Raw genomic sequence first — 18103 nt, forward strand, 5'->3', positions numbered from 1 at the left:
AAGGGGACCTTTGCCCCATGGCGTTTTCCAAGGATATCATAAGGTGGTATAATCAGCATAAGCGGGATTTGCCCTGGCGCCATACCACCGATCCATATATCATCTGGCTTTCTGAAGTTATCTTGCAACAGACGCGGGTGGAGCAGGGGCGCCCTTACTTCGATCGGTTCCTGTCGCATTTTCCCGATGTTGCTTCGTTTGCATCGGCCTCCGAGGGCGAAATATTGGTGCATTGGCAGGGCCTTGGTTATTATTCAAGAGCACGCAATATGCACCGTGCGGCCCAAGCGGTGGTGACGGAGTATGCCGGCGTATTCCCTAGCCGCTACGATGACCTCATCAAACTGAAAGGCATCGGTGAGTACACGGCGTCCGCGATTGCCTCTTTTTCGGCCAATGAAGCACGGGCGGTGGTTGATGGCAATGTGTTCAGGTTGTTAGCAAGGTATTTCGGTATCGATCAACCCATCAACTCCACCGCTGGGCGGAAGGTGTTTATGGAGGTGGCTCAAGAGCTACTCGATGACAGGAAACCCGGATTGTACAACCAAGCGATTATGGAATTCGGCGCCTTGCAATGCAAGCCTAAAAATCCCGATTGCGGAAACTGTGTGCTGCGGCTAGATTGCAGGGCATTGCAGGAAGGACGGGTTAACGAATTACCGGTCAAGTTGAAAGGAAAAGCAAGCCGGAATCGGTACTTCAATTATTTCGTGGTGGAGGATGGCGACCGGATCTTGATGAATAAACGGGGGCATGGGGATATCTGGGAGAGCCTGTATGAGTTGCCGTTAATCGAAACACCCCACCGCATGGACCTCCGTGAGCTGGCTACGGATGAGACGGTTGTTGCGCACTTCGGGCCTAATGCCGGTCTACGGCTATTAGGAGGGCCGGTGAAGCATGTGCTAAGCCACCAGAACCTACACGCTCAATTCATCGCCGTGGATGGCCACAGCGGGTTTAGCGATAAAAAAATGGAATGGAGTTATGTTTTTATCAAAGATTTGGGTACATTAGCTAAACCGAAGCTGATTTATTCTTTTTTAAAAGGATTGTATGGTTAACCAAAAAGTACCTAAATTATGTCAGGCATCAACAAAGTTATTTTAGTAGGCCACTTGGGCAAAGACCCCGAAGTGCGTCACTTGGAGGGAAATGTTACCGTAGCTAGTTTTCCATTGGCAACCTCGGAAATGTATAATAAGGATGGCCGCCGGATAGAGCAGACCGAGTGGCACAACATCGTGATGTGGCGGGGACTGGCCGAAGTTGCCGCCAAATACTTGTTTAAAGGGAAGCTGGTCTATATTGAAGGCAAACTACGCACACGGACATACGAAGACAAAGAAGGGATAAGGCGCTATACCACGGAAGTGGTGGCCGACAATTTTACGTTGCTGGGACGGCGCAGCGATTTTGAGGTTCCGAGTAACCCGAGTACTACACAGGCCTCAACGGGACAAACCGTTAAGCCGGGAAAAACCGCTGGAACGGACGAATCCGGAGACACATCGGTCGATTTCAAAGAGAACGAGGGCGACGACGATTCGCTGTTTTAAAAAATTTTATTTTTTTCCTGTATATTTCCTCTATTACAGTTGCTTTTCAGCGGCAGAGGAGAAATCGATAAATCCGCTTTTATATTCAATGCGATTATATTGCATATAAAAGCAAATTTATCTAAGTTTGGCGTCATGTTGGACGAGAAGATAGCGCAGTACGCACAGGAAATCGAGCAGTTTACACCAAAATCCCAAGCGGACGTAGAAGCCTTCCGGTTGAAGTTTTTGGTGGCCAAGGGTGTGATACGCAATTTGTTTGAGGCGTTTAAATCCGTTTCACCTGAAGAGAAGCGTATGCTCGGTAAAAGCCTGAATGAGTTAAAGCAGGCAGCCGAGCAAAAACACAAAACAATACAAGAGCAGTTTGCCGCGGATCCGACCGTCAACAAACGCGACATCGACGACCTTACCCTGCCCGGCGAAGGGTTTGTCGTGGGGTCGAGGCACCCACTCTCGTTGGTGCGCAAAGAAATTGTCGAAATATTCAAGAAGCTAGGCTTTGTCGTAGCCGAAGGGCCGGAGATCGAAGACGATTGGCACAACTTTACGGCACTCAATTTCCCGCCAGAGCACCCGGCGCGGGATATGCAAGATACGTTCTTTATCAAGAAACAAGACGGTAATGATATTGCGCTACGTACACACACGTCGTCCGTACAGGTGCGGATGATGGAGAACGGGCAGCCACCATTCCGTGCCATCATGCCGGGGAGGGTATACCGCAACGAAGCGATCTCGGCCCGAGCGCATTGCTTTTTTCATCAAGTGGAAGGGCTGTATGTCGACGAGAACGTATCGTTTGCCGATTTGAAACAGACGCTGTATTATTTTGTACAGGAACTATTCGGCGAAGACACCAAGGTACGCTTCCGCCCGTCGTACTTCCCGTTTACCGAGCCATCCGCCGAAATGGATATCAGTTGTAGCATCTGTAAGGGCAAGGGATGTGCGATGTGTAAGGGAAGTGGTTGGGTAGAGATATTGGGTTGCGGCATGGTTGATCCAAACGTGCTTGAGAATTGCGGTATCGACGCAGGGAAATACAGTGGCTTTGCATTCGGTATGGGCATTGAACGCATCACCAACCTCAAGTATGAAATCAAAGACCTCCGGCTGTTTTCTGAAAACGATGTCCGTTTCCTGAGCCAGTTTGAGACGGAGCTGGTTTAATTGTAATCGCATGGCCAAAGGTCCGGTATTTGTACTGTTCGTTGCATGCCTGTCGTTTCATGGATGTAAAAAGGGCGGATGCAACGTGGTGGATTACATTCCATTCCAACAGACTATATCGTTGGTAGCATTTAATGAACTTCATCTGCTCATGCAGCCGGTGGCCCTCGGGCCCGAATATGGTGGGGTTGCCGGGCTGATCGTTATGCAGGTGAGCGAGGGGGAGTACGTGGCGTTCGACAGATGTAGCACGGTAAACCCAGAAAAACGATGTGCGGTAGAACTAGAAGGGGAGGGGCCGGTAGCGGTGGATCCGTGTTCTGGAGCCAAATTTATTTTAACCAACGGTTCGCCCTCGGCGATTGCAGAATGCCCGCTCAGACCATACTATGTAAGGCGGAATGGCGAAATCTTAACCGTTTCAAATTGATTAATGGAAGCTGATAAAGTAAAAGAATCAATCAAAAAGGCCGCTCGCGAGCTTTTCAGGCGCTATGGTTATAAAAAAACCAGCGTCAATGAAATCGCCCGACGGGCAAAAATTGCCAAGGCGACCATTTATAAGTATTTTGACAGCAAAGAGCTCGTGCTGCACGCCATCCTGATGGATTATATCCGCGAGAGCGTAGCCGATTTATTGAGCAAATACAACAACCAGGCCGATCTCGAAACCTATCTGGGTAATACCATCCTGCGTGTAAGTCGCCTTACCTATGCAATATGCAATGAATTTCTGGGGTGGGACTTTGTCCGCGAGTCGGCCAACACGCAAGAGTATCTGCGTACGCTCTCTGATGATCTTGAGTTTCTGCTGATCAGCTCTTTTATCAACAATGCGGAGATCGGTGGGGCGGTGACACCCGAAAAACTGACCTTCCTTATCAAGGCTAGCAAAAATATCGTTTTTTCATTCGCATTCACCTCGGTAAGCGAAGCTGATGTACGCAAGAACTTCGTTTCTTTCCAGAAGGAAATCCTACCATACCTGGTGAAGGCTACGGTAGATGGCGACTAAAACCGGTACCCTACGCTGATGTGGGGTAGTGCGGCCACGGAATTGTTGTTAAATGACCCTGCTATGCCCGTGATTCCTATCCTTGCTGTTACCCCCCGCGAAAGCGGTTGGTACCGATAGCCCGCACTTAGTGAGCCGAAAACCATTGATCCCGCTTCTGAGGGACCAAACCAGGAGTCGCTCCGATCGCCATGGAAATAGGTGGCGCCAGCGCCGGCTTCGAAAAAATGTCGGGTTCTGCCCAGTAAATAGTTCACTTGTATGGGCACCGAAATGTTGTTGATGCCTTGGCTCGGCAGAAAGCCAATACCTGCACGGAGTCCCCAGCCGTTGTTACTGCGCATAAAACGCGTATCATAATTAACCGAATAAATGGCCGAAGGCCCCCCATATTCCACATATACGCTTTTTGCGCGTGTAGAATCTTGTAGAGACTGTATGTTGGCCAGTGGATTTGACTGGGTAGTGAATATGCCGGCGAGTAGGACAAATTGGGTAAGCAGTGCACGCATGACGAATGTTTTTTCTCATACCCCCACAAAACGCGTACCTTTGTACTTTTTATGAGCAGAAAAAAGTTGACAGCCGAACAGCGATTGCTGGCAGGTGTTTCGATTGTGGATATAGCCGAAGGGGGCAAAGGGGTAGCGAAGGTCGATGACCTCGTGGTGTTTGTCGACAAAGCCATCCCGGGCGATGTGGTGGATGTAGAATTGATCCGGAAGAAAAAGAATTTTGCGGAAGCACGCGTCCGTCAAATCCAGGAATCTTCCGCACATCGGGTAGCACCGTTTTGTGATCATTTCGGCGTATGTGGGGGCTGCAAATGGCAACACATGGATTACGCAGCGCAGCTCACCTATAAGCAAAAAGGTGTGGACGAAGCCCTTACCCGCCTGGGAAAGGTAGATACATCCATGATGGAAGCGATACTGCCAGCTCCGCAGGCGCGGTATTACCGCAACAAGCTGGAATATACGTTTTCCAACAAACGGTGGCTCACGGACCTCGACGATGCCCATGAAGGTCTGGAGATGCGCGCACTGGGGTTCCATGTGCCGTCCCGTTTCGACAAAATCCTCGATATTGAACATTGCTATTTGCAGCAAGACCCCTCCAACGCCATCCGCAATGGGCTTCGCTCATTCGCACTGCAGCACGACATCTCGTTTTACGATCTACGGCAGCACGAAGGGGCATTGCGTAACCTGATTATCCGCACGGCATCGACCGGCGAACTGATGGTCATCGTTGTTTTCGCGTACGCCGATCAGGAAACCATTGAAGTAACGATGGCCTTCCTTCAGTCGGAATTTCCAACGATTACGTCGCTATTGTACGTGGTCAATCAAAAGAAAAACGACACCATCTTTGACCAAGATATCCATGTGTACGCCGGGCGCGATCATATTTTCGAGGAAATGGAAGGTTTGCGCTTTAAAGTCGGAGCCAAATCCTTCTACCAGACCAACTCGGCCCAAGCTTACGAACTCTACAAAATAGCCCGCGATTTTGCGGGTTTAGAAGGGTGGGAACGCGTGTATGATTTGTACACCGGCGCGGGTACGATAGCCAATTTTGTTGCACGGCACGCGGCTGAAGTAATCGGCGTGGAGTATGTACCGTCGGCCATTGAAGATGCGAAAATCAATTCGATGATCAACGGTATCCAAAACACGAAGTTTTATGCCGGGGATATGAAAGACGTGCTTACTGCCGATTTCGTCGCCGCTCACGGACAACCGGATGTGGTCATTGTGGATCCGCCGCGGGCCGGAATGCACGCCGACGTTGTAGCAAGGTTGCTTGAGATGGCTGCACCCAAATTGGTGTACGTGAGCTGCAACGCAGCTACCCAAGCGCGCGACCTGGCTTTACTGGCCGAGCGGTACGTAGTCAAGCGCATTCGCCCGGTAGATATGTTTCCGCATACGCAACATGTTGAAAACGTGGTGTTACTTGCGCTGAAAGGTTGAGTTGACGGCCCACGTATTAATGATTAATTGTTATGGATTTAAAAGACTTACTTGCTGCACAAGCTGGCGACGATGGGCAGCCGAAGAAAGAAAGCCCACTGAAAAGCTTACAGATAGATTTGGACTTTTACAGCGAGTCGATCAAGGAAGTTGCGGTCGAAATCATGGCCGAAGGCTTGTCGGCATATCCTATTTTTATCGCCCACCAGCATGAAGTCGCATTGGGCGAACTGATACTGGATAAGGAAGAGCTGGGAACGAATTGGTCCATCCATGCCGCTACTTTCGAAGAGTTTGTAGAGCGGAGCGTAATTAAGGAAGATCGGAAAGCACACTTCATCAAAAAGTTCAAAAAACCAGAGGAGTTTATGTGCTTATTCGTTATTGTGCCAGAAGGGGCCAACTTCGTGTTTTACCCTTATAAAAAATGACGCGTTTTTTGATAACGTGGGTTGCTATTAAACGTTTGGCGCTATAACCAGTCCAATAAATTGATGAGTTACCGTAATCTACTTGTGCTGATGGTTTCGATGTGGGCACTGCCGATGGGGCTGATGGCCCAGGAAGCTGGGCTTATCCGGGGCATCGTCGTAGAAGCGGGCACGAGTAAACGGTTGGGTAGCGCGACAATTTCCAACATCAATACTGGCCAATCTACAGTGTCAAACAGCTTGGGTACCTTCGAAATCAAAGCTACTGTAGGCGATTCGCTCCAGATTGTACTAATGGGGTACACGACTGTGCTTACGGAGATCAAAACGTTAAGCGACATCCTCATCGATATGCGGCTGTCCAGTATCCTGTTGGAGCAGGTCGATGTAAACCGGACCAGTAAGGAGGCCGAGCTTCGCGATGCCATGCGTGGATACCGCAAGCAAGGCGTCTATTTCAATGGCAAACCACCGGCGCTGGCATACATTTTTAATCCGATAACTTCATTGTACGAATTGTTTGGCCGCACACCCCGGAATGCACGGCGTTTCCACAATTATATGGAAAAGGAGCTTGCCGAAACGGATGTGGACCGGAAATTCAGCAAAGCCAAAATCGAAGGGCTCACCGGCCTTACAGATGATGACCTAACGAATTTCATGTTTTGGTATCGCCCTTCTTACGAGAAAACCCAATACTGGGGCGAGTATGATATAACCGCTTATATTATGCAGTCTTTTAAGCAATTTGACCGTGACGGGCGGCCAGCTGCACCTAAACTCCCCGAGCTGCCCAAGCCAGACCCCAATTCGGTGAAGTAAACAAATCAACAAATCGAGCCGGTTTGGCACTGGGTTTGTGCTTATTCCAGAAACAACACGTTAACGTTATGATTAGGAATAAAGGAATCGTATTATTTGGACTGTCCGTAGCCACTTCAGCGATGCTGTTGAGCAGCTGCGGCACGATCCAATCCATGAGTAATACGCAGAAAGGTGCTGCCACCGGTGCTGTAGCCGGCGGCGCGTTAGGCGCTCTTATCGGAAATAAGGCAGGCAACACTGCTGTTGGTGCTATTGCGGGTGCAGCCATCGGCGGCGTTGCGGGCGGGCTCATCGGCCGGAAAATGGACAAGCAGGCGGCGGAAATTGAACGTACCGTAGCCGGAGCGGAAGTGATAAAGGCAGAAGAAGGTATCATCGTCAAGTTTGATTCAGGTATCCTGTTCGATTTTGACAAGACCGACTTGAAACCTGCGGCTGAAGAGAATATTGCCAAACTGGTCGAATCGTTAAATAACAACCCCGATACGGATATCTTGGTCATCGGCCATACCGACAACAAGGGGGCGGATAAGTATAACCAAGGACTTTCCGAACGTCGGGCCAGAGCGGTAAAAAGTTTCGCGACATCCGAAGGATTGGCGGGGCGTCGGATTAAAACGGAAGGGCGTAGTTTCCACGAACCCATTGCTGATAATGATACCGATGCAGGCCGGGCCCAAAACCGCCGTGTGGAAATCGTGATCGTGGCTAACGATAAGATGAAAGAAGAAGCAATGGACCAAGCGGGTTCATAGCGGGCTATACAACACAAAACAAATCGAAGGAATGCGGTCTGCGTTAAGTACGGCCGCATTTTTTGTTGTGTTTCACATGTGGTTTCACTAAGTTTGTGATATGAACAACGATTACATCATTCCCGCAGACACCCGCATTGGCCACATCCACCTAAAGGTGTCAGACCTCGAACGTTCGCTAGCGTTTTATTGCGGACTGTTGGGGTTCGAACTGACCACACGCTACGGTAATCAAGCCGCCTTTGTGTCGGCTGGCGGATACCATCATCACATTGGCTTGAATACGTGGCATAGTGAGGGCGCACCGCCAGCATCCGTGGACGGAGTGGGGTTGTATCATACTGCTATTGTTTATCCGCAGCGGAAGGACCTTGCTGTTATCCTCCGCCGTCTCGTACAAGCAGATTATCCCCTAACCGGCGCAAGTGATCATGGCGTTTCAGAGGCCCTTTACCTGGATGATCCCGACAAGAACGGTGTGGAGCTTTATTGGGATAGACCAAAGGAACTTTGGCCATCGAAACCTGATGGTTCGCTGGAAATGTACACGCGCGCACTGGATATGCAAGGGCTGTTGCGTGAGTTGGAATAGTAGTCTTGATGCTATGCTTGCATAGTATTTTTCGCTATCTTTGCCTGCAAAACCTCCTGATTATGATATTCGAACTCACCGAGGAGCAACGGATGGTACGGGACGCTGCCCGTGACTTTGCACAACAAGAATTGAAGCCTGGTGTCATTGAGCGCGACGAACATCAGCAGTTTCCTGCCGATCAGGTGCGGAAGCTTGGCGAATTGGGTTTTTTGGGGATGATGGTCGATCCGAAATATAACGGTGCCGGACTTGATGCTGTTTCGTACGTGCTGGTGATGGAGGAGCTTTCTAAGGTCGACGCATCGGCGTCGGTGGTCGTATCCGTCAATAATTCGCTCGTATGCTACGGCCTTGAGGCCTATGGCACCGAGGAACAGAAAGAAAACTACCTTAAACCCCTGGCAGCTGGTGTGCACATCGGCGCATTTTGCCTTTCGGAGCCCGAAGCGGGGTCGGATGCGACTTCCCAGCGTACTACCGCCGAAGATAGAGGTGATCATTATCTGCTCAACGGCACCAAAAACTGGATTACCAATGGCAGCACGGCATCCACCTATTTAGTGATTGCACAAACAGATGCGCTAAAGGGGCATCGCGGTATCAATGCACTCATCGTGGAGAAAGGAACGAAAGGCTTTACCGTAGGGCCAAAGGAGAATAAGCTGGGCATCCGCGGGTCGGATACACATTCCCTGCTGTTTGACGATGTAAAGGTGCCGAAGGAGAACCGGATCGGCGAAGATGGGTTCGGCTTCAGATTTGCCATGAAAACCTTGGAAGGCGGGCGTATCGGCATTGCCGCACAGGCGCTTGGTATTGCTTCGGGCGCCTATAAACTTGCCCGCGATTATGCCAAAGAACGCCAGACATTTGGCAAGCCCATTGCCAATCACCAGGCCATTCAGTTCAAGTTGGCCGATATGGCCACCCAGATCGAAGCTGCGCGGCTATTATGCCTTAAAGCGGCGTGGCTCAAAGACCACGGCCAGCCCTATACCCAAGCGGCGGCAATGGCCAAGCTATACGCGTCTGATGTGGCCATGCGGACCACGGTGGAGGCGGTGCAGATACACGGCGGCTACGGCTACGTGAAGGAGTACCACGTGGAGCGCCTGATGCGCGACGCGAAAATCACCCAAATCTACGAAGGCACCTCCGAAATCCAGCGCATGGTCATTGCACGCGAGCTTTTGGCCGACTGAAGGGGCACGATTAGCCGGAGGGATTAAGGTGGTGTTATTCCGAGGTCGCTAGAAACTTATACACCAGCCCCAGCATGAAATATTGGCGCAAGGTTAGGCGCTCGCTATAGTAGTTGGAGTTGCCACTGCCCCCCATGGAGATACTTTGATTTTGATTAAGGATGTCAAAAGCTGTTAATTTCACCTCGCCTTTTCGTTGCATGATGGGGTAGTACAGCGACGCATTGATGAGGTGCAGGTTGGTGCGGTCGTTGCCCAGACTTCGGGGCTGGTTTCTTACGGTATAGGAAGTCTCCAAGCGGAATTTGCGGATGTTATCCAGCCGCAGCATGCCGCCTATGCTGTGGTTTACATTTTCGATGTCGCGGAAGTTAGCGGTTTGCCGCTGATTCTTACTTTTGTTAAAGCCAAACCCATAGGTAGGTAATACTGTAACGTTGTTTTTGTAGGTTACCGTCAGGCTGCTGTTGAGGTTGCCGTAAAGGCGTTGGGTACTATTTTCTTCGCCATTTACAATGCTGTACGATTCGCTCGTCGACCCGTTCCCGGAGACGTTCCAATTGATGTTCCATGTCTTATTTTGCACAATGCGTTTGTTGATACTGGCATACCCATACCAACGCGCGGTCCCGGGGGCCTCGTAGTAGGTTCGCGTATTTTCAGAACTGCTCACATCATACGAGGTGTTCGATCCGATCGATGAGTCGTAGACCGTATAATTTACATTGGCATTGAAGTTCAGGTGGGCATTTGCAAACCGTTTGTAATAGCTTATACGTCCCGTTTGCTCCAGCTGGTTGTTGAAGTACGGGCTGGCGATGGTCAGCGAAGTGGGGTATAGGTCTGAGTTTACGGCGACAATCCGGTAGAAGGAGGGTAGCCGTACCTGTTTGTTGTACGACAACTGCAGGCCGGCATAGCGCAATGAAACGTGAGGCAGCCAATAGCGGTGTCTGTCGTCCAAATCGGCTACTTTTCCGTAATAATGATAATTGCGGCTCAGATCGAGCTGTTCGATCCCGACGGTGATGCGTAGCTTTTTCTTAAACAACGAAGCGTTTGCACGGGTGCCGATATATAGGAAATTAAATCGCCCTTGTTTGTTATTGGCTACGTCATTCCGGCTCGAATACGTATCCGTATTTATTTTGCTGTCTATTTCCTCGATATTGCGGTCGAGCTCCCAATCATAGCGGGCATACGCATCCCAATTTAGCAGTTCGCCGATGGGTATCTGTATATTCAAGGTATTACGAATAGACCTATTATTTCCGCTGGTTAACTGCAGTATCCCTTGGTTCACCGTGCTGTCGTTAAACAGGTAATACCGATTGAAGGAACTGCGATTATTGGTGTTTTCCGATTGCTGGATGTTGGTGTTTTGTCGGAATGACAGGAGGATCTTTGATGTGGGCAGTTTTTTTTCCGCATAGAAGTTATATCGGAAGTTCCGGTTACCCGAGGAGCTGTTGCTGTTGTTTTCGCTTTCCTGTACCTGTGTCCCTTCATCACGATGCCTGTGCGAGTTGCCGTGGTTGTCGTTCAGGTTCCGGCGGAATGCCATATTGACGTCCATCGACACCGTAGCGGTCGTGTCGGGCTTGTACCTTGCAAATGCGCGCACGCTATGGTTATAGTTTTTAAACGTTGCATTGTGGTGGTTGTTCGCGATTTCAGTGACCGACTCGTAGAAGTTTGAATTGGTGCCTTTGTTGTCTACGTAATCATTCTGCTGCTCAAACGTATACATCAAATTGGCTTTCAGTTTTTTGGCAATGTCATAATTCGCATTGATGCCGATGGAGATTTTATTTTGTAATCCGCCATAATTCATATAACTATACGAATTATTCTCTGCGCGGTTCATCCCGCCATACTGGCCCAGCTCACTGTAATTAAAACCCTGCCGGCTAAGGTTGTTTGCGTAGCCAATAAAACTGATCTGAAGGGTGTCTCGAAAGGTGTTGACCAAAGCGCCTGATTCGTAGCGGTCGCGCGACCCACCGCTAGCATAAAATTTTCCGAAGTTCGCCTTTACAAATTCCTTCTTTGTTTTCAGGTTGATGATGATGGGCAGGTCTGTGTCGTCCAGTATTTCCCGTTTAGATTCACCCTTGTCTTTTACCACCTGCACGGCGTCAATCAGCGAAGCATCCAGGTTGCGCGTCGCGATGGTGAGGTCGTGCGAGAAGAAATCTTTGTTATTTACCCTTATCCCCGAAACTTGCTTTCCCTGGTAATAAATCGAGCCATCCACATTGACCTGGAGGCCGGGCAGCAATTGGAGGAGTTCCTCCACATTGGCATTGGGCCTGGTTTTGAAATAATCGGCTTTGAATTCAAGCGTATCGCCGATCAGCCGAACGGGCGCTACCTGCGTTACCACCACTTCGTCGAGACTAACGCCCGCCATGACGACCGTGTCGAGCGCAAGCGTCTCGTTCGGCTTTAAGTTGATTTCGCGGCTGTAGGGCGAACTGCTCACGTGGGTGATGTGGACCATCAATTTTTGCGCCGTCGGTATCTTAATGAGATTGAACTTGCCGCTGTTATCTGTCAACGAATAGGTGACAACGATCGAATCTGTTACGGAGACGATCGCTATGGTCGCTTTTTCCAAGGGTTGGTGGGTCGCGTCTACGACCATTCCCTTTATCGCACCGTTGTTTTGTGCGGTAAGCAAAAAGGGCAATGATAAGAGACAAATGCTTATAAGAAAGGGCCGCATAATGGTTCCAAAGTGATTAGTATCGGTTTATTAAGTCGCTAATATATTAAAAATATTTTCCACTTTCGAGGCCTTGTTCGGGTAATGCCTGATGAACGATAGCTATTCTTGGATTTATAATAAGAATTATAGTAATTTCGCCGTGTCTCAGAAAAGTCTCAAAGCAAGGAAGAAGAATGATACGGATAAGTAAGGTTAATGCGTCTTTACGCGGTGCATTTTTAGCAATGGTAGGTGTGATGGTAGCTACGACCGCTGCCTTGGCCCAGTACACGGTCAACGGTAAGGTATTGTCGTCGGATAACCGCGGCCTGGCGGGTGTCAGTATACAGGTGTTGAATTCCAATCTGGCAACCGCCACCGATGAACGGGGAGATTTTGTGTTGAGCCCCGTCCCGTCTGGTAGACACGTCATCCGGGTAAGCGCCGTGGGCCATGCCACCGAAAACCATACCGTTATTGTTGAAGGGGATTTAGCGATCGACGTGCAGTTGAGCAGTATCGAAAGCCGCTTGGACGAAGCGGTGGTTACAGCCCAGAAAATGGAAAGCGACCCGCACGATATCCCCGCAAGCTTATCGGTGGTTGGCAGTAAGGCGGTAGAGCAGCAGTACATGTGGAATATCATGGACGTGACGGCTGTGGTGCCGAACCTCAATATGGCCAATCCGGGCGATGGCCGGAATGTAACGTCGCTACGGGGCATTACCACTACGTCATACAACCAGGCAGTGGCGACTTATGTGGATGGGGTAAGCCAATTTGGTTTGGATACTTATATCCCGTATTTGCAGAATGTGGAGCGGATTGAAGTGCTCCGTGGCCCGCAGGGCACGCTTTACGGTCGAAATGCGATGGGTGGAGTCATCAACATCGTCACCAAGCAGCCTACCAACCAGACCAGCGGCCTGGTGGAGGTTAACCTGGGCAACCACGGCCAACAGCGCTACCTGGCCGGGGTGCGCACCCCGTTTATTAAAGACAAACTGTTCTTTGGCGCATCGTTGCTATACAACGGCATGGATGGGTTCTACACCAACGATTTTGACGGATCGCACTACGATAAGCAGCAGACCGTGTATGGTAATTATTACCTGAAATACCTGTTGGACCCCCAATGGGCAATGACACTCAACGTTAAACATGTCTCCAATCGGAACGATGGTTCGTTTGCGCTGATCATGGGATTGGAAGATGCGTTTGAAAAGCCATTCCATTTGAATCAGAACGCGAAGACAACCATGGTTGACGAGTCGCGCAATGTATCACTCTCCATCAACCACTTTGGCAATACACTCAGTTTCAGTTCGCAGACCGCGTTCCAATCCAACCACCGGTACTACCGTACCCCGATCGACGCAGACTTTATGCGGCTCGACGGTATGTCGGTTGTTAACGACTATGGGCGCGATTGGAACAACGTAAAGGTATTTACCCAGGAATTCAAATTTTCCTCTTCGCCGTCGGCAAACACCCCCATCAGTTGGACCGCCGGAACATTTTTATTCCACCAAGATGCACCGACCAAGCAGGGCACCTATTTCGGTGCGGATGCGCCGTTGCTCGGAGACGACTATCCGAGCCATGCCACGAGCATCTTGTCCAACTCGGCTGTCAACCAAGGGGTAGCCGTTTTCGGGCAGTTAGGATACCACTTTGGGGACGGATTGGAGTTACAAGCAGGACTTCGGTATGATTACGAACATGCGGCGTTGGATGCCCGTGGCGAGTTCCAGCCTGATGGTGGTGACCTGATGGTGCTGCAATCGGATACGTCAGCTTCTGCCGATTTCTACGCGCTGAGCCCGAGCTTCAGCGTCAAGTACGCATTCCACGACCGTAGCCAAGTGTATGGTAGCTATACCCGTGGGTTCCGTACAGGGGGTATTTCGCAGCTTTCTTCCGACCCTAGCGAAGCATTGCTGCGACCATTCGATCCGGAGTACAGCGATAATGTGGAAGTTGGCACCAAAAATAGATGGTTTAATCGACGGCTTGAAGTGAATGTGGCGGCATTTTATACCCGCGTGCATAATGCGCAGGTACCAACGCTGGTGCTGCCCGATGCCATCACCGTGACGCAAAATACGGGCCGCATGGAGAGCATGGGGCTTGAGGTGGAAGCCACCGCACGGGTGGTGCGTAACCTTAGCCTCTGGGGCAATGCGGCATTTACCCATGCCCGTTACCTCGATTTGAATACGGCAGGCGAAGAGGGGAATGTGCAACTGAAAGGCAACCGCCCGGTATTTACACCGGATTGGACCGGTTTTCTAGGTGCGCAATATGCATGGCCAATCGGTACTACGCAGCAGTTACAGTTGGGCGTATACGGTAAGTTCATCGGCCAGCAGTACTTCACTGTCGAGAATACGCTGGGGCAAGAAGCATATAGCCTGTTGAATGCCAATATAGGCTATTCACTTCGCGGATACGAGCTTATCCTATGGGGACAGAACCTTGCCGATAAGCGCTATGCCGACTATGCATACGACTTTGGCTTCGCTGCTGTACATTTGGGACGGCCGGTTACCTATGGGGTGACGCTGAGGAAACGGTTTGGGTCGTAGCTCAAAGTGTCAAAAACTTCTGACGGTATTCCGTGGGTGTCATCCCGATAAACGTTTTGAACTGCTTATTGAAATTGGATAAGGTGTTGAATCCCGATTCGTAGCAAATCTGTGCGATGGTCTTCGCCTCTTCCGTAGAAAGCTGCTTGCAGGCATTACGGACACGCAGTTCCGTCAGGAAATAGGAGAATGATTTACTGGTTTTCATCGTGAAATAGCGGCTGAATGATGTCGGTGTCATATTCAGCAGCGAGGCAACCTCTTCTAAAGTGATCTTGTATTTGAAATGCTTGGCCACATAGTTGTAGACGATGTTGATCCGGTTTGTTTCAACGTCTTTTAACTTGTATTGCACCATGTCATCGTGCAGCAGGTGATATTCCTTGCTTTTGGCAAGCAAATCGAGTATCCGGAATAAGTGAATGATGCTTTCCATGCCGTGTAAATGCACGAGTTCGTGCATAAGCAGCGACGTTTGGCGGGCAGTTTCACCGTGGATTTCCATCCCGCGGTGAATTTTTTCCAGCAGGGTTTTCAGTTGGTCGAATTCCTGTTTCTCGATGAGCTGCCCAAGTGCCGCGCCGTTGAAATAAATGACCAGCCCTTGGCTGATTTTTTCGCCGTGTGGGTTGAAGTAACACTCGTCGCTGCGCCAAAGGTGAGGGATATTCGGTCCAAGGAACGTCAAATCGCCACCATCGAAAGGCTTAACCGTATTGCCGATGAATTTGGTGCCGGTGCCTTCCACAACCAGAAAAAGCTGGTATTCCGAATGGGCGTGCCAAGTAGGGTCGAAATGCCTATCGTGCAACTCACGGATAAAGAATATGTTCGATTCCGGTATTCTGGTTTTTTTGATAGCCGTCTTTTTCGAAACAACATTCATCATAACTCCTCATTTGGTTCTATTGGTCCCTCAAAAGTAATTAAACGGCTGCCGTTTCCATATATTGTAAAGAAAATGTTAGCTAATTATCCATTTGTACAGTAGTGGTGGTGTTATATAGATATAATACAGTCAATATTTGTTAATTAATAGGTGTTCCCGGGCGTGGTAAACCGCTACCTTAGCGGATACAACAGCACGTTGTATAAAAAGCTTAAAGTCAACGAATATATAAATGGCATGGTTTAAATATGGCATTAGACGTTAAATTGGGGGTAAGTACCTGGTTGTGGACATCGCCCTTTCGTGCCGAGGAGGCCGCCACGCTGTTTGAAAAAATCGCTTCACACGGTTATGACGCGGTGGAAATCGCAGTGGAAGATCCGGCACTTATCGACGTATCCACGGTGAAGGCGGCACTCCAAGCGAACCAATTGAAGGCAATCATATGCGGCGCCTTTGGTCCAACGCGTGATTTAACGAGCGATGACAAACTGCTGCAACGCACCGGACTGGATTATATCGAAGCGTGTTTGGACATCGCCGGTGCGCTTGGCTCACGGGTTTTTGCCGGGCCCATGTATTCAGCAGTGGGCAAAGCCCGGATGGTTGCCCCGGCACAACGCGCCATCGAGTGGGAGCGGGCGGTGATTAACCTCCAGGCAGTTTGTGAAAGTGCCGCTACCAGGGGATTGGAAATCGCATTGGAGCCATTGAACCGTTTTGAATCGGATTTGGTAAACAATGCGGATGATTTGCTCCGCCTCATCGGCGATATCAACCATCCTGCGGCAAAAATATGCTTGGATATGTTCCACATGAATATCGAGGAACCGGATCCAGAGGCAGCCATCATCAAATCGGGAGACAAGCTTATCCATGTACAGGTATCCGAAAATTATCGGGGTACACCCGGAACGGGTAACGCCAGTTGGGATGCCTACCGGCGGGGCTTGGAAGCCATAAACTACCAAGGGGTGGTATCGATAGAGAGCTTTACACCGGCGAACAAGGAACTGGCGGCGGCGGTATGTATTTGGCGCAACCTAGCGGAAAGCCAAGATTCCTTCGCCCGCGACGGGCACGCATTTTTGAAAGGGTGGATAACAGGGGGGTGATGGAATTCACATTCCTCGGTTAGCAAACGAGAGAAAATGCGGAAATGTAGAAGAAGTAACAAACAAAACATAGAAAAGCAATAAGCATGAGCAAAAAACCAATCAACGTAGCTATTGTCGGCTTGGGTTTCGGCGCGGAGTTCATCCCTATTTACCAGCTGCACCCCGATGCCAATATGTATGCCATTTGCCAACGCAATGAAGAAAGCCTGAATGAAATCGGCGACGCGTTCGGTATCGAAAAGCGGTACCGCGATTATGACGAGCTACTTAAAGATGATCAGGTCGACGCAGTGCACATCAATACCCCTATACCCAACCACGCGGAGCAATCGCTGAAAGCATTGCGGGCGGGTAAACACGTAGCGTGTACGGTCCCGATGGCCACCACGGTGGAGGAATGTCGGCAGCTGGTGGAGGCCGTAGCAGAAACCGGCTTAACCTATATGATGATGGAGACCGTGGTTTATGCCCGGGAGTTCCTTTTCATGAAAGAGCTTTACGAAAAAGATGAATTAGGGAAAATCCAGTTCCTCAAAGCCAGCCACCAACAAGATATGGATGGATGGCCGAATTACTGGCCGGGTTTGCCACCTATGCATTATGCGACGCATTGTGTAGGGCCGGTACTGGGGCTTACACGCAACGAGGCGGAGTACGTTTCGTGTTTCGGGTCGGGAACGATCCGCCAGGAACTGCACCACCATTACGGATCGCCCTTTGCTGTCGAATCCGCTCACATCAAGTTCCGCGATTCAGATTTGAGCGCCCACGTGTACCGGTCACTGTTTGATACCGCCCGCCAATACAGGGAAAGTTTTGAAGTTTACGGCTCCAAGAAAGCAGTGGAATGGCCGTTGATTGAGGGGAACCCTTTGATTGTCCACACTGCTAAAAAAGAAGAACATGAGATTCCCGAGGAGGTAACCTGTCCTGATTACGCCCACTTGTTGCCCCCCGCTATCCAGCATTTCACTACCGGCGGTGTATATGATGAGGACGATAACCAACACCTTTCCTTTATCCAAGGTGCGGGCCATGGTGGCTCACATCCGCATCTGGTGCACGAATTTGTTAGCGCATTGATCGACGGCCGCCAGCCATTCCCCAATGCGCAGCAGTCGGCCAATATCACCTGCGTAGGTATATTGGCACATGAGTCGGCCTTGAAAGGGGGCGCCCTGATCCCATTACCCGAGTTTACCCTGACCGGTCGCTGACGCAACCCGATGGTCGGATAGCCTTCCCTTGGCGGGAAGGAGTATAT

At 50.1% G+C, this 18103-nt stretch carries 17 protein-coding genes; 14 read left to right on the forward strand and 3 right to left on the reverse strand.

What is annotated here, in order from left to right; genetic code table 11:
* Positions 1-17 precede the first annotated feature (17 nt).
* From mutY to U9S71_RS01510, 5 genes are all read left to right on the forward strand, one after another.
* Entirely contained in the window at positions 18-1067 is a 1050-nt protein-coding gene (gene mutY / locus U9S71_RS01490; protein ID WP_326324682.1) for an A/G-specific adenine glycosylase, read from the forward strand.
* A gap of 18 nt (positions 1068-1085) precedes the next feature.
* A complete protein-coding gene (locus tag U9S71_RS01495) occupies positions 1086-1562 on the forward strand; it encodes a single-stranded DNA-binding protein (protein ID WP_326324684.1) in 477 nt (158 codons plus the stop codon).
* A gap of 135 nt (positions 1563-1697) precedes the next feature.
* Positions 1698-2735, forward strand: a complete 1038-nt coding sequence (pheS, locus tag U9S71_RS01500; protein ID WP_326324686.1) for a phenylalanine--tRNA ligase subunit alpha — start codon at positions 1698-1700, stop codon at positions 2733-2735.
* 10 nt (positions 2736-2745) lie between these two features.
* Positions 2746-3165, forward strand: coding sequence for a hypothetical protein (locus U9S71_RS01505; protein WP_326324687.1), 420 nt, complete (start codon positions 2746-2748; stop codon positions 3163-3165).
* A 3-nt stretch (positions 3166-3168) separates the two neighbouring features.
* Entirely contained in the window at positions 3169-3750 is a 582-nt protein-coding gene (locus tag U9S71_RS01510) for a TetR/AcrR family transcriptional regulator (protein WP_326324689.1), read from the forward strand.
* Here the strand turns inward: U9S71_RS01510 and U9S71_RS01515 are convergent.
* Positions 3747-4262, reverse strand: coding sequence for a hypothetical protein (locus tag U9S71_RS01515; RefSeq protein ID WP_326324691.1), 516 nt, complete (start codon positions 4260-4262; stop codon positions 3747-3749). The genes U9S71_RS01510 and U9S71_RS01515 overlap by 4 nt on opposite strands.
* A gap of 51 nt (positions 4263-4313) precedes the next feature.
* On the opposite strand from U9S71_RS01515, the gene rlmD reads away from it, so the two are divergent.
* From rlmD to U9S71_RS01545, 6 genes are all read left to right on the forward strand, one after another.
* The gene (gene rlmD, locus U9S71_RS01520; RefSeq protein WP_326324692.1) at positions 4314-5726 is read left to right on the forward strand and encodes a 23S rRNA (uracil(1939)-C(5))-methyltransferase RlmD; all 1413 of its coding nucleotides are present in this window, start codon (positions 4314-4316) and stop codon (positions 5724-5726) included.
* Positions 5727-5758: 32 nt separating this feature from the next.
* On the forward strand, positions 5759-6157 hold the full coding sequence (locus tag U9S71_RS01525) for a hypothetical protein (protein WP_326324693.1): 399 nt from the start codon (positions 5759-5761) through the stop codon (positions 6155-6157).
* A gap of 63 nt (positions 6158-6220) precedes the next feature.
* Positions 6221-6979 (forward strand): peptidase associated/transthyretin-like domain-containing protein, encoded by a 759-nt coding sequence (locus U9S71_RS01530; protein WP_326324695.1) that lies wholly within the window; start codon positions 6221-6223, stop codon positions 6977-6979.
* Between the two features lie 68 nt (positions 6980-7047).
* Positions 7048-7737, forward strand: coding sequence for a YiaD family glycine zipper/OmpA-like lipoprotein (locus U9S71_RS01535; RefSeq protein ID WP_326324696.1), 690 nt, complete (start codon positions 7048-7050; stop codon positions 7735-7737).
* 100 nt (positions 7738-7837) lie between these two features.
* On the forward strand, positions 7838-8329 hold the full coding sequence (locus U9S71_RS01540; protein WP_326324697.1) for a VOC family protein: 492 nt from the start codon (positions 7838-7840) through the stop codon (positions 8327-8329).
* Positions 8330-8391: 62 nt separating this feature from the next.
* Positions 8392-9534 (forward strand): acyl-CoA dehydrogenase, encoded by a 1143-nt coding sequence (locus U9S71_RS01545; RefSeq protein ID WP_326324699.1) that lies wholly within the window; start codon positions 8392-8394, stop codon positions 9532-9534.
* 34 nt (positions 9535-9568) lie between these two features.
* On the opposite strand, the gene U9S71_RS01550 is transcribed toward U9S71_RS01545, so the two are convergent.
* On the reverse strand, positions 9569-12217 hold the full coding sequence (locus U9S71_RS01550; protein ID WP_326324700.1) for a carboxypeptidase regulatory-like domain-containing protein: 2649 nt from the start codon (positions 12215-12217) through the stop codon (positions 9569-9571).
* 221 nt (positions 12218-12438) lie between these two features.
* Between U9S71_RS01550 and U9S71_RS01555 the strand changes: the two genes are divergently transcribed.
* Positions 12439-14832 (forward strand): TonB-dependent receptor, encoded by a 2394-nt coding sequence (locus U9S71_RS01555; protein WP_326324702.1) that lies wholly within the window; start codon positions 12439-12441, stop codon positions 14830-14832.
* A gap of 1 nt (position 14833) precedes the next feature.
* Here the strand turns inward: U9S71_RS01555 and U9S71_RS01560 are convergent, their stop codons facing one another.
* On the reverse strand, positions 14834-15721 hold the full coding sequence (locus tag U9S71_RS01560) for an AraC family transcriptional regulator (protein WP_326324704.1): 888 nt from the start codon (positions 15719-15721) through the stop codon (positions 14834-14836).
* A 248-nt stretch (positions 15722-15969) separates the two neighbouring features.
* On the opposite strand from U9S71_RS01560, the gene U9S71_RS01565 reads away from it, so the two are divergent.
* On the forward strand, positions 15970-16836 hold the full coding sequence (locus U9S71_RS01565) for a sugar phosphate isomerase/epimerase family protein (protein WP_326324706.1): 867 nt from the start codon (positions 15970-15972) through the stop codon (positions 16834-16836).
* A gap of 86 nt (positions 16837-16922) precedes the next feature.
* Positions 16923-18056 (forward strand): Gfo/Idh/MocA family protein, encoded by a 1134-nt coding sequence (locus tag U9S71_RS01570; RefSeq protein WP_326324707.1) that lies wholly within the window; start codon positions 16923-16925, stop codon positions 18054-18056.
* Positions 18057-18103 lie beyond the last annotated feature (47 nt).

It is taken from the genome of Parapedobacter flavus (assembly GCF_035818675.1).
Lineage (GTDB): Bacteria > Bacteroidota > Bacteroidia > Sphingobacteriales > Sphingobacteriaceae > Parapedobacter > Parapedobacter flavus.

Coding starts and splice junctions, on each gene's coding strand:
- U9S71_RS01555 (WP_326324702.1), top strand. CDS start 12,439: ATGATACGGATAAGTAAGGTTAATGCGTCTTTACGCGGTGCATTTTTA.
- U9S71_RS01510 (WP_326324689.1), top strand. CDS start 3,169: ATGGAAGCTGATAAAGTAAAAGAATCAATCAAAAAGGCCGCTCGCGAG.
- U9S71_RS01525 (WP_326324693.1), top strand. CDS start 5,759: ATGGATTTAAAAGACTTACTTGCTGCACAAGCTGGCGACGATGGGCAG.
- U9S71_RS01545 (WP_326324699.1), top strand. CDS start 8,392: ATGATATTCGAACTCACCGAGGAGCAACGGATGGTACGGGACGCTGCC.
- U9S71_RS01570 (WP_326324707.1), top strand. CDS start 16,923: ATGAGCAAAAAACCAATCAACGTAGCTATTGTCGGCTTGGGTTTCGGC.
- U9S71_RS01560 (WP_326324704.1), bottom strand. CDS start 15,721: ATGATGAATGTTGTTTCGAAAAAGACGGCTATCAAAAAAACCAGAATA.
- U9S71_RS01535 (WP_326324696.1), top strand. CDS start 7,048: ATGATTAGGAATAAAGGAATCGTATTATTTGGACTGTCCGTAGCCACT.
- rlmD (WP_326324692.1), top strand. CDS start 4,314: ATGAGCAGAAAAAAGTTGACAGCCGAACAGCGATTGCTGGCAGGTGTT.
- U9S71_RS01505 (WP_326324687.1), top strand. CDS start 2,746: ATGGCCAAAGGTCCGGTATTTGTACTGTTCGTTGCATGCCTGTCGTTT.
- U9S71_RS01515 (WP_326324691.1), bottom strand. CDS start 4,262: ATGCGTGCACTGCTTACCCAATTTGTCCTACTCGCCGGCATATTCACT.
- U9S71_RS01540 (WP_326324697.1), top strand. CDS start 7,838: ATGAACAACGATTACATCATTCCCGCAGACACCCGCATTGGCCACATC.
- U9S71_RS01495 (WP_326324684.1), top strand. CDS start 1,086: ATGTCAGGCATCAACAAAGTTATTTTAGTAGGCCACTTGGGCAAAGAC.
- U9S71_RS01565 (WP_326324706.1), top strand. CDS start 15,970: ATGGCATTAGACGTTAAATTGGGGGTAAGTACCTGGTTGTGGACATCG.
- pheS (WP_326324686.1), top strand. CDS start 1,698: ATGTTGGACGAGAAGATAGCGCAGTACGCACAGGAAATCGAGCAGTTT.
- mutY (WP_326324682.1), top strand. CDS start 18: ATGGCGTTTTCCAAGGATATCATAAGGTGGTATAATCAGCATAAGCGG.
- U9S71_RS01530 (WP_326324695.1), top strand. CDS start 6,221: ATGAGTTACCGTAATCTACTTGTGCTGATGGTTTCGATGTGGGCACTG.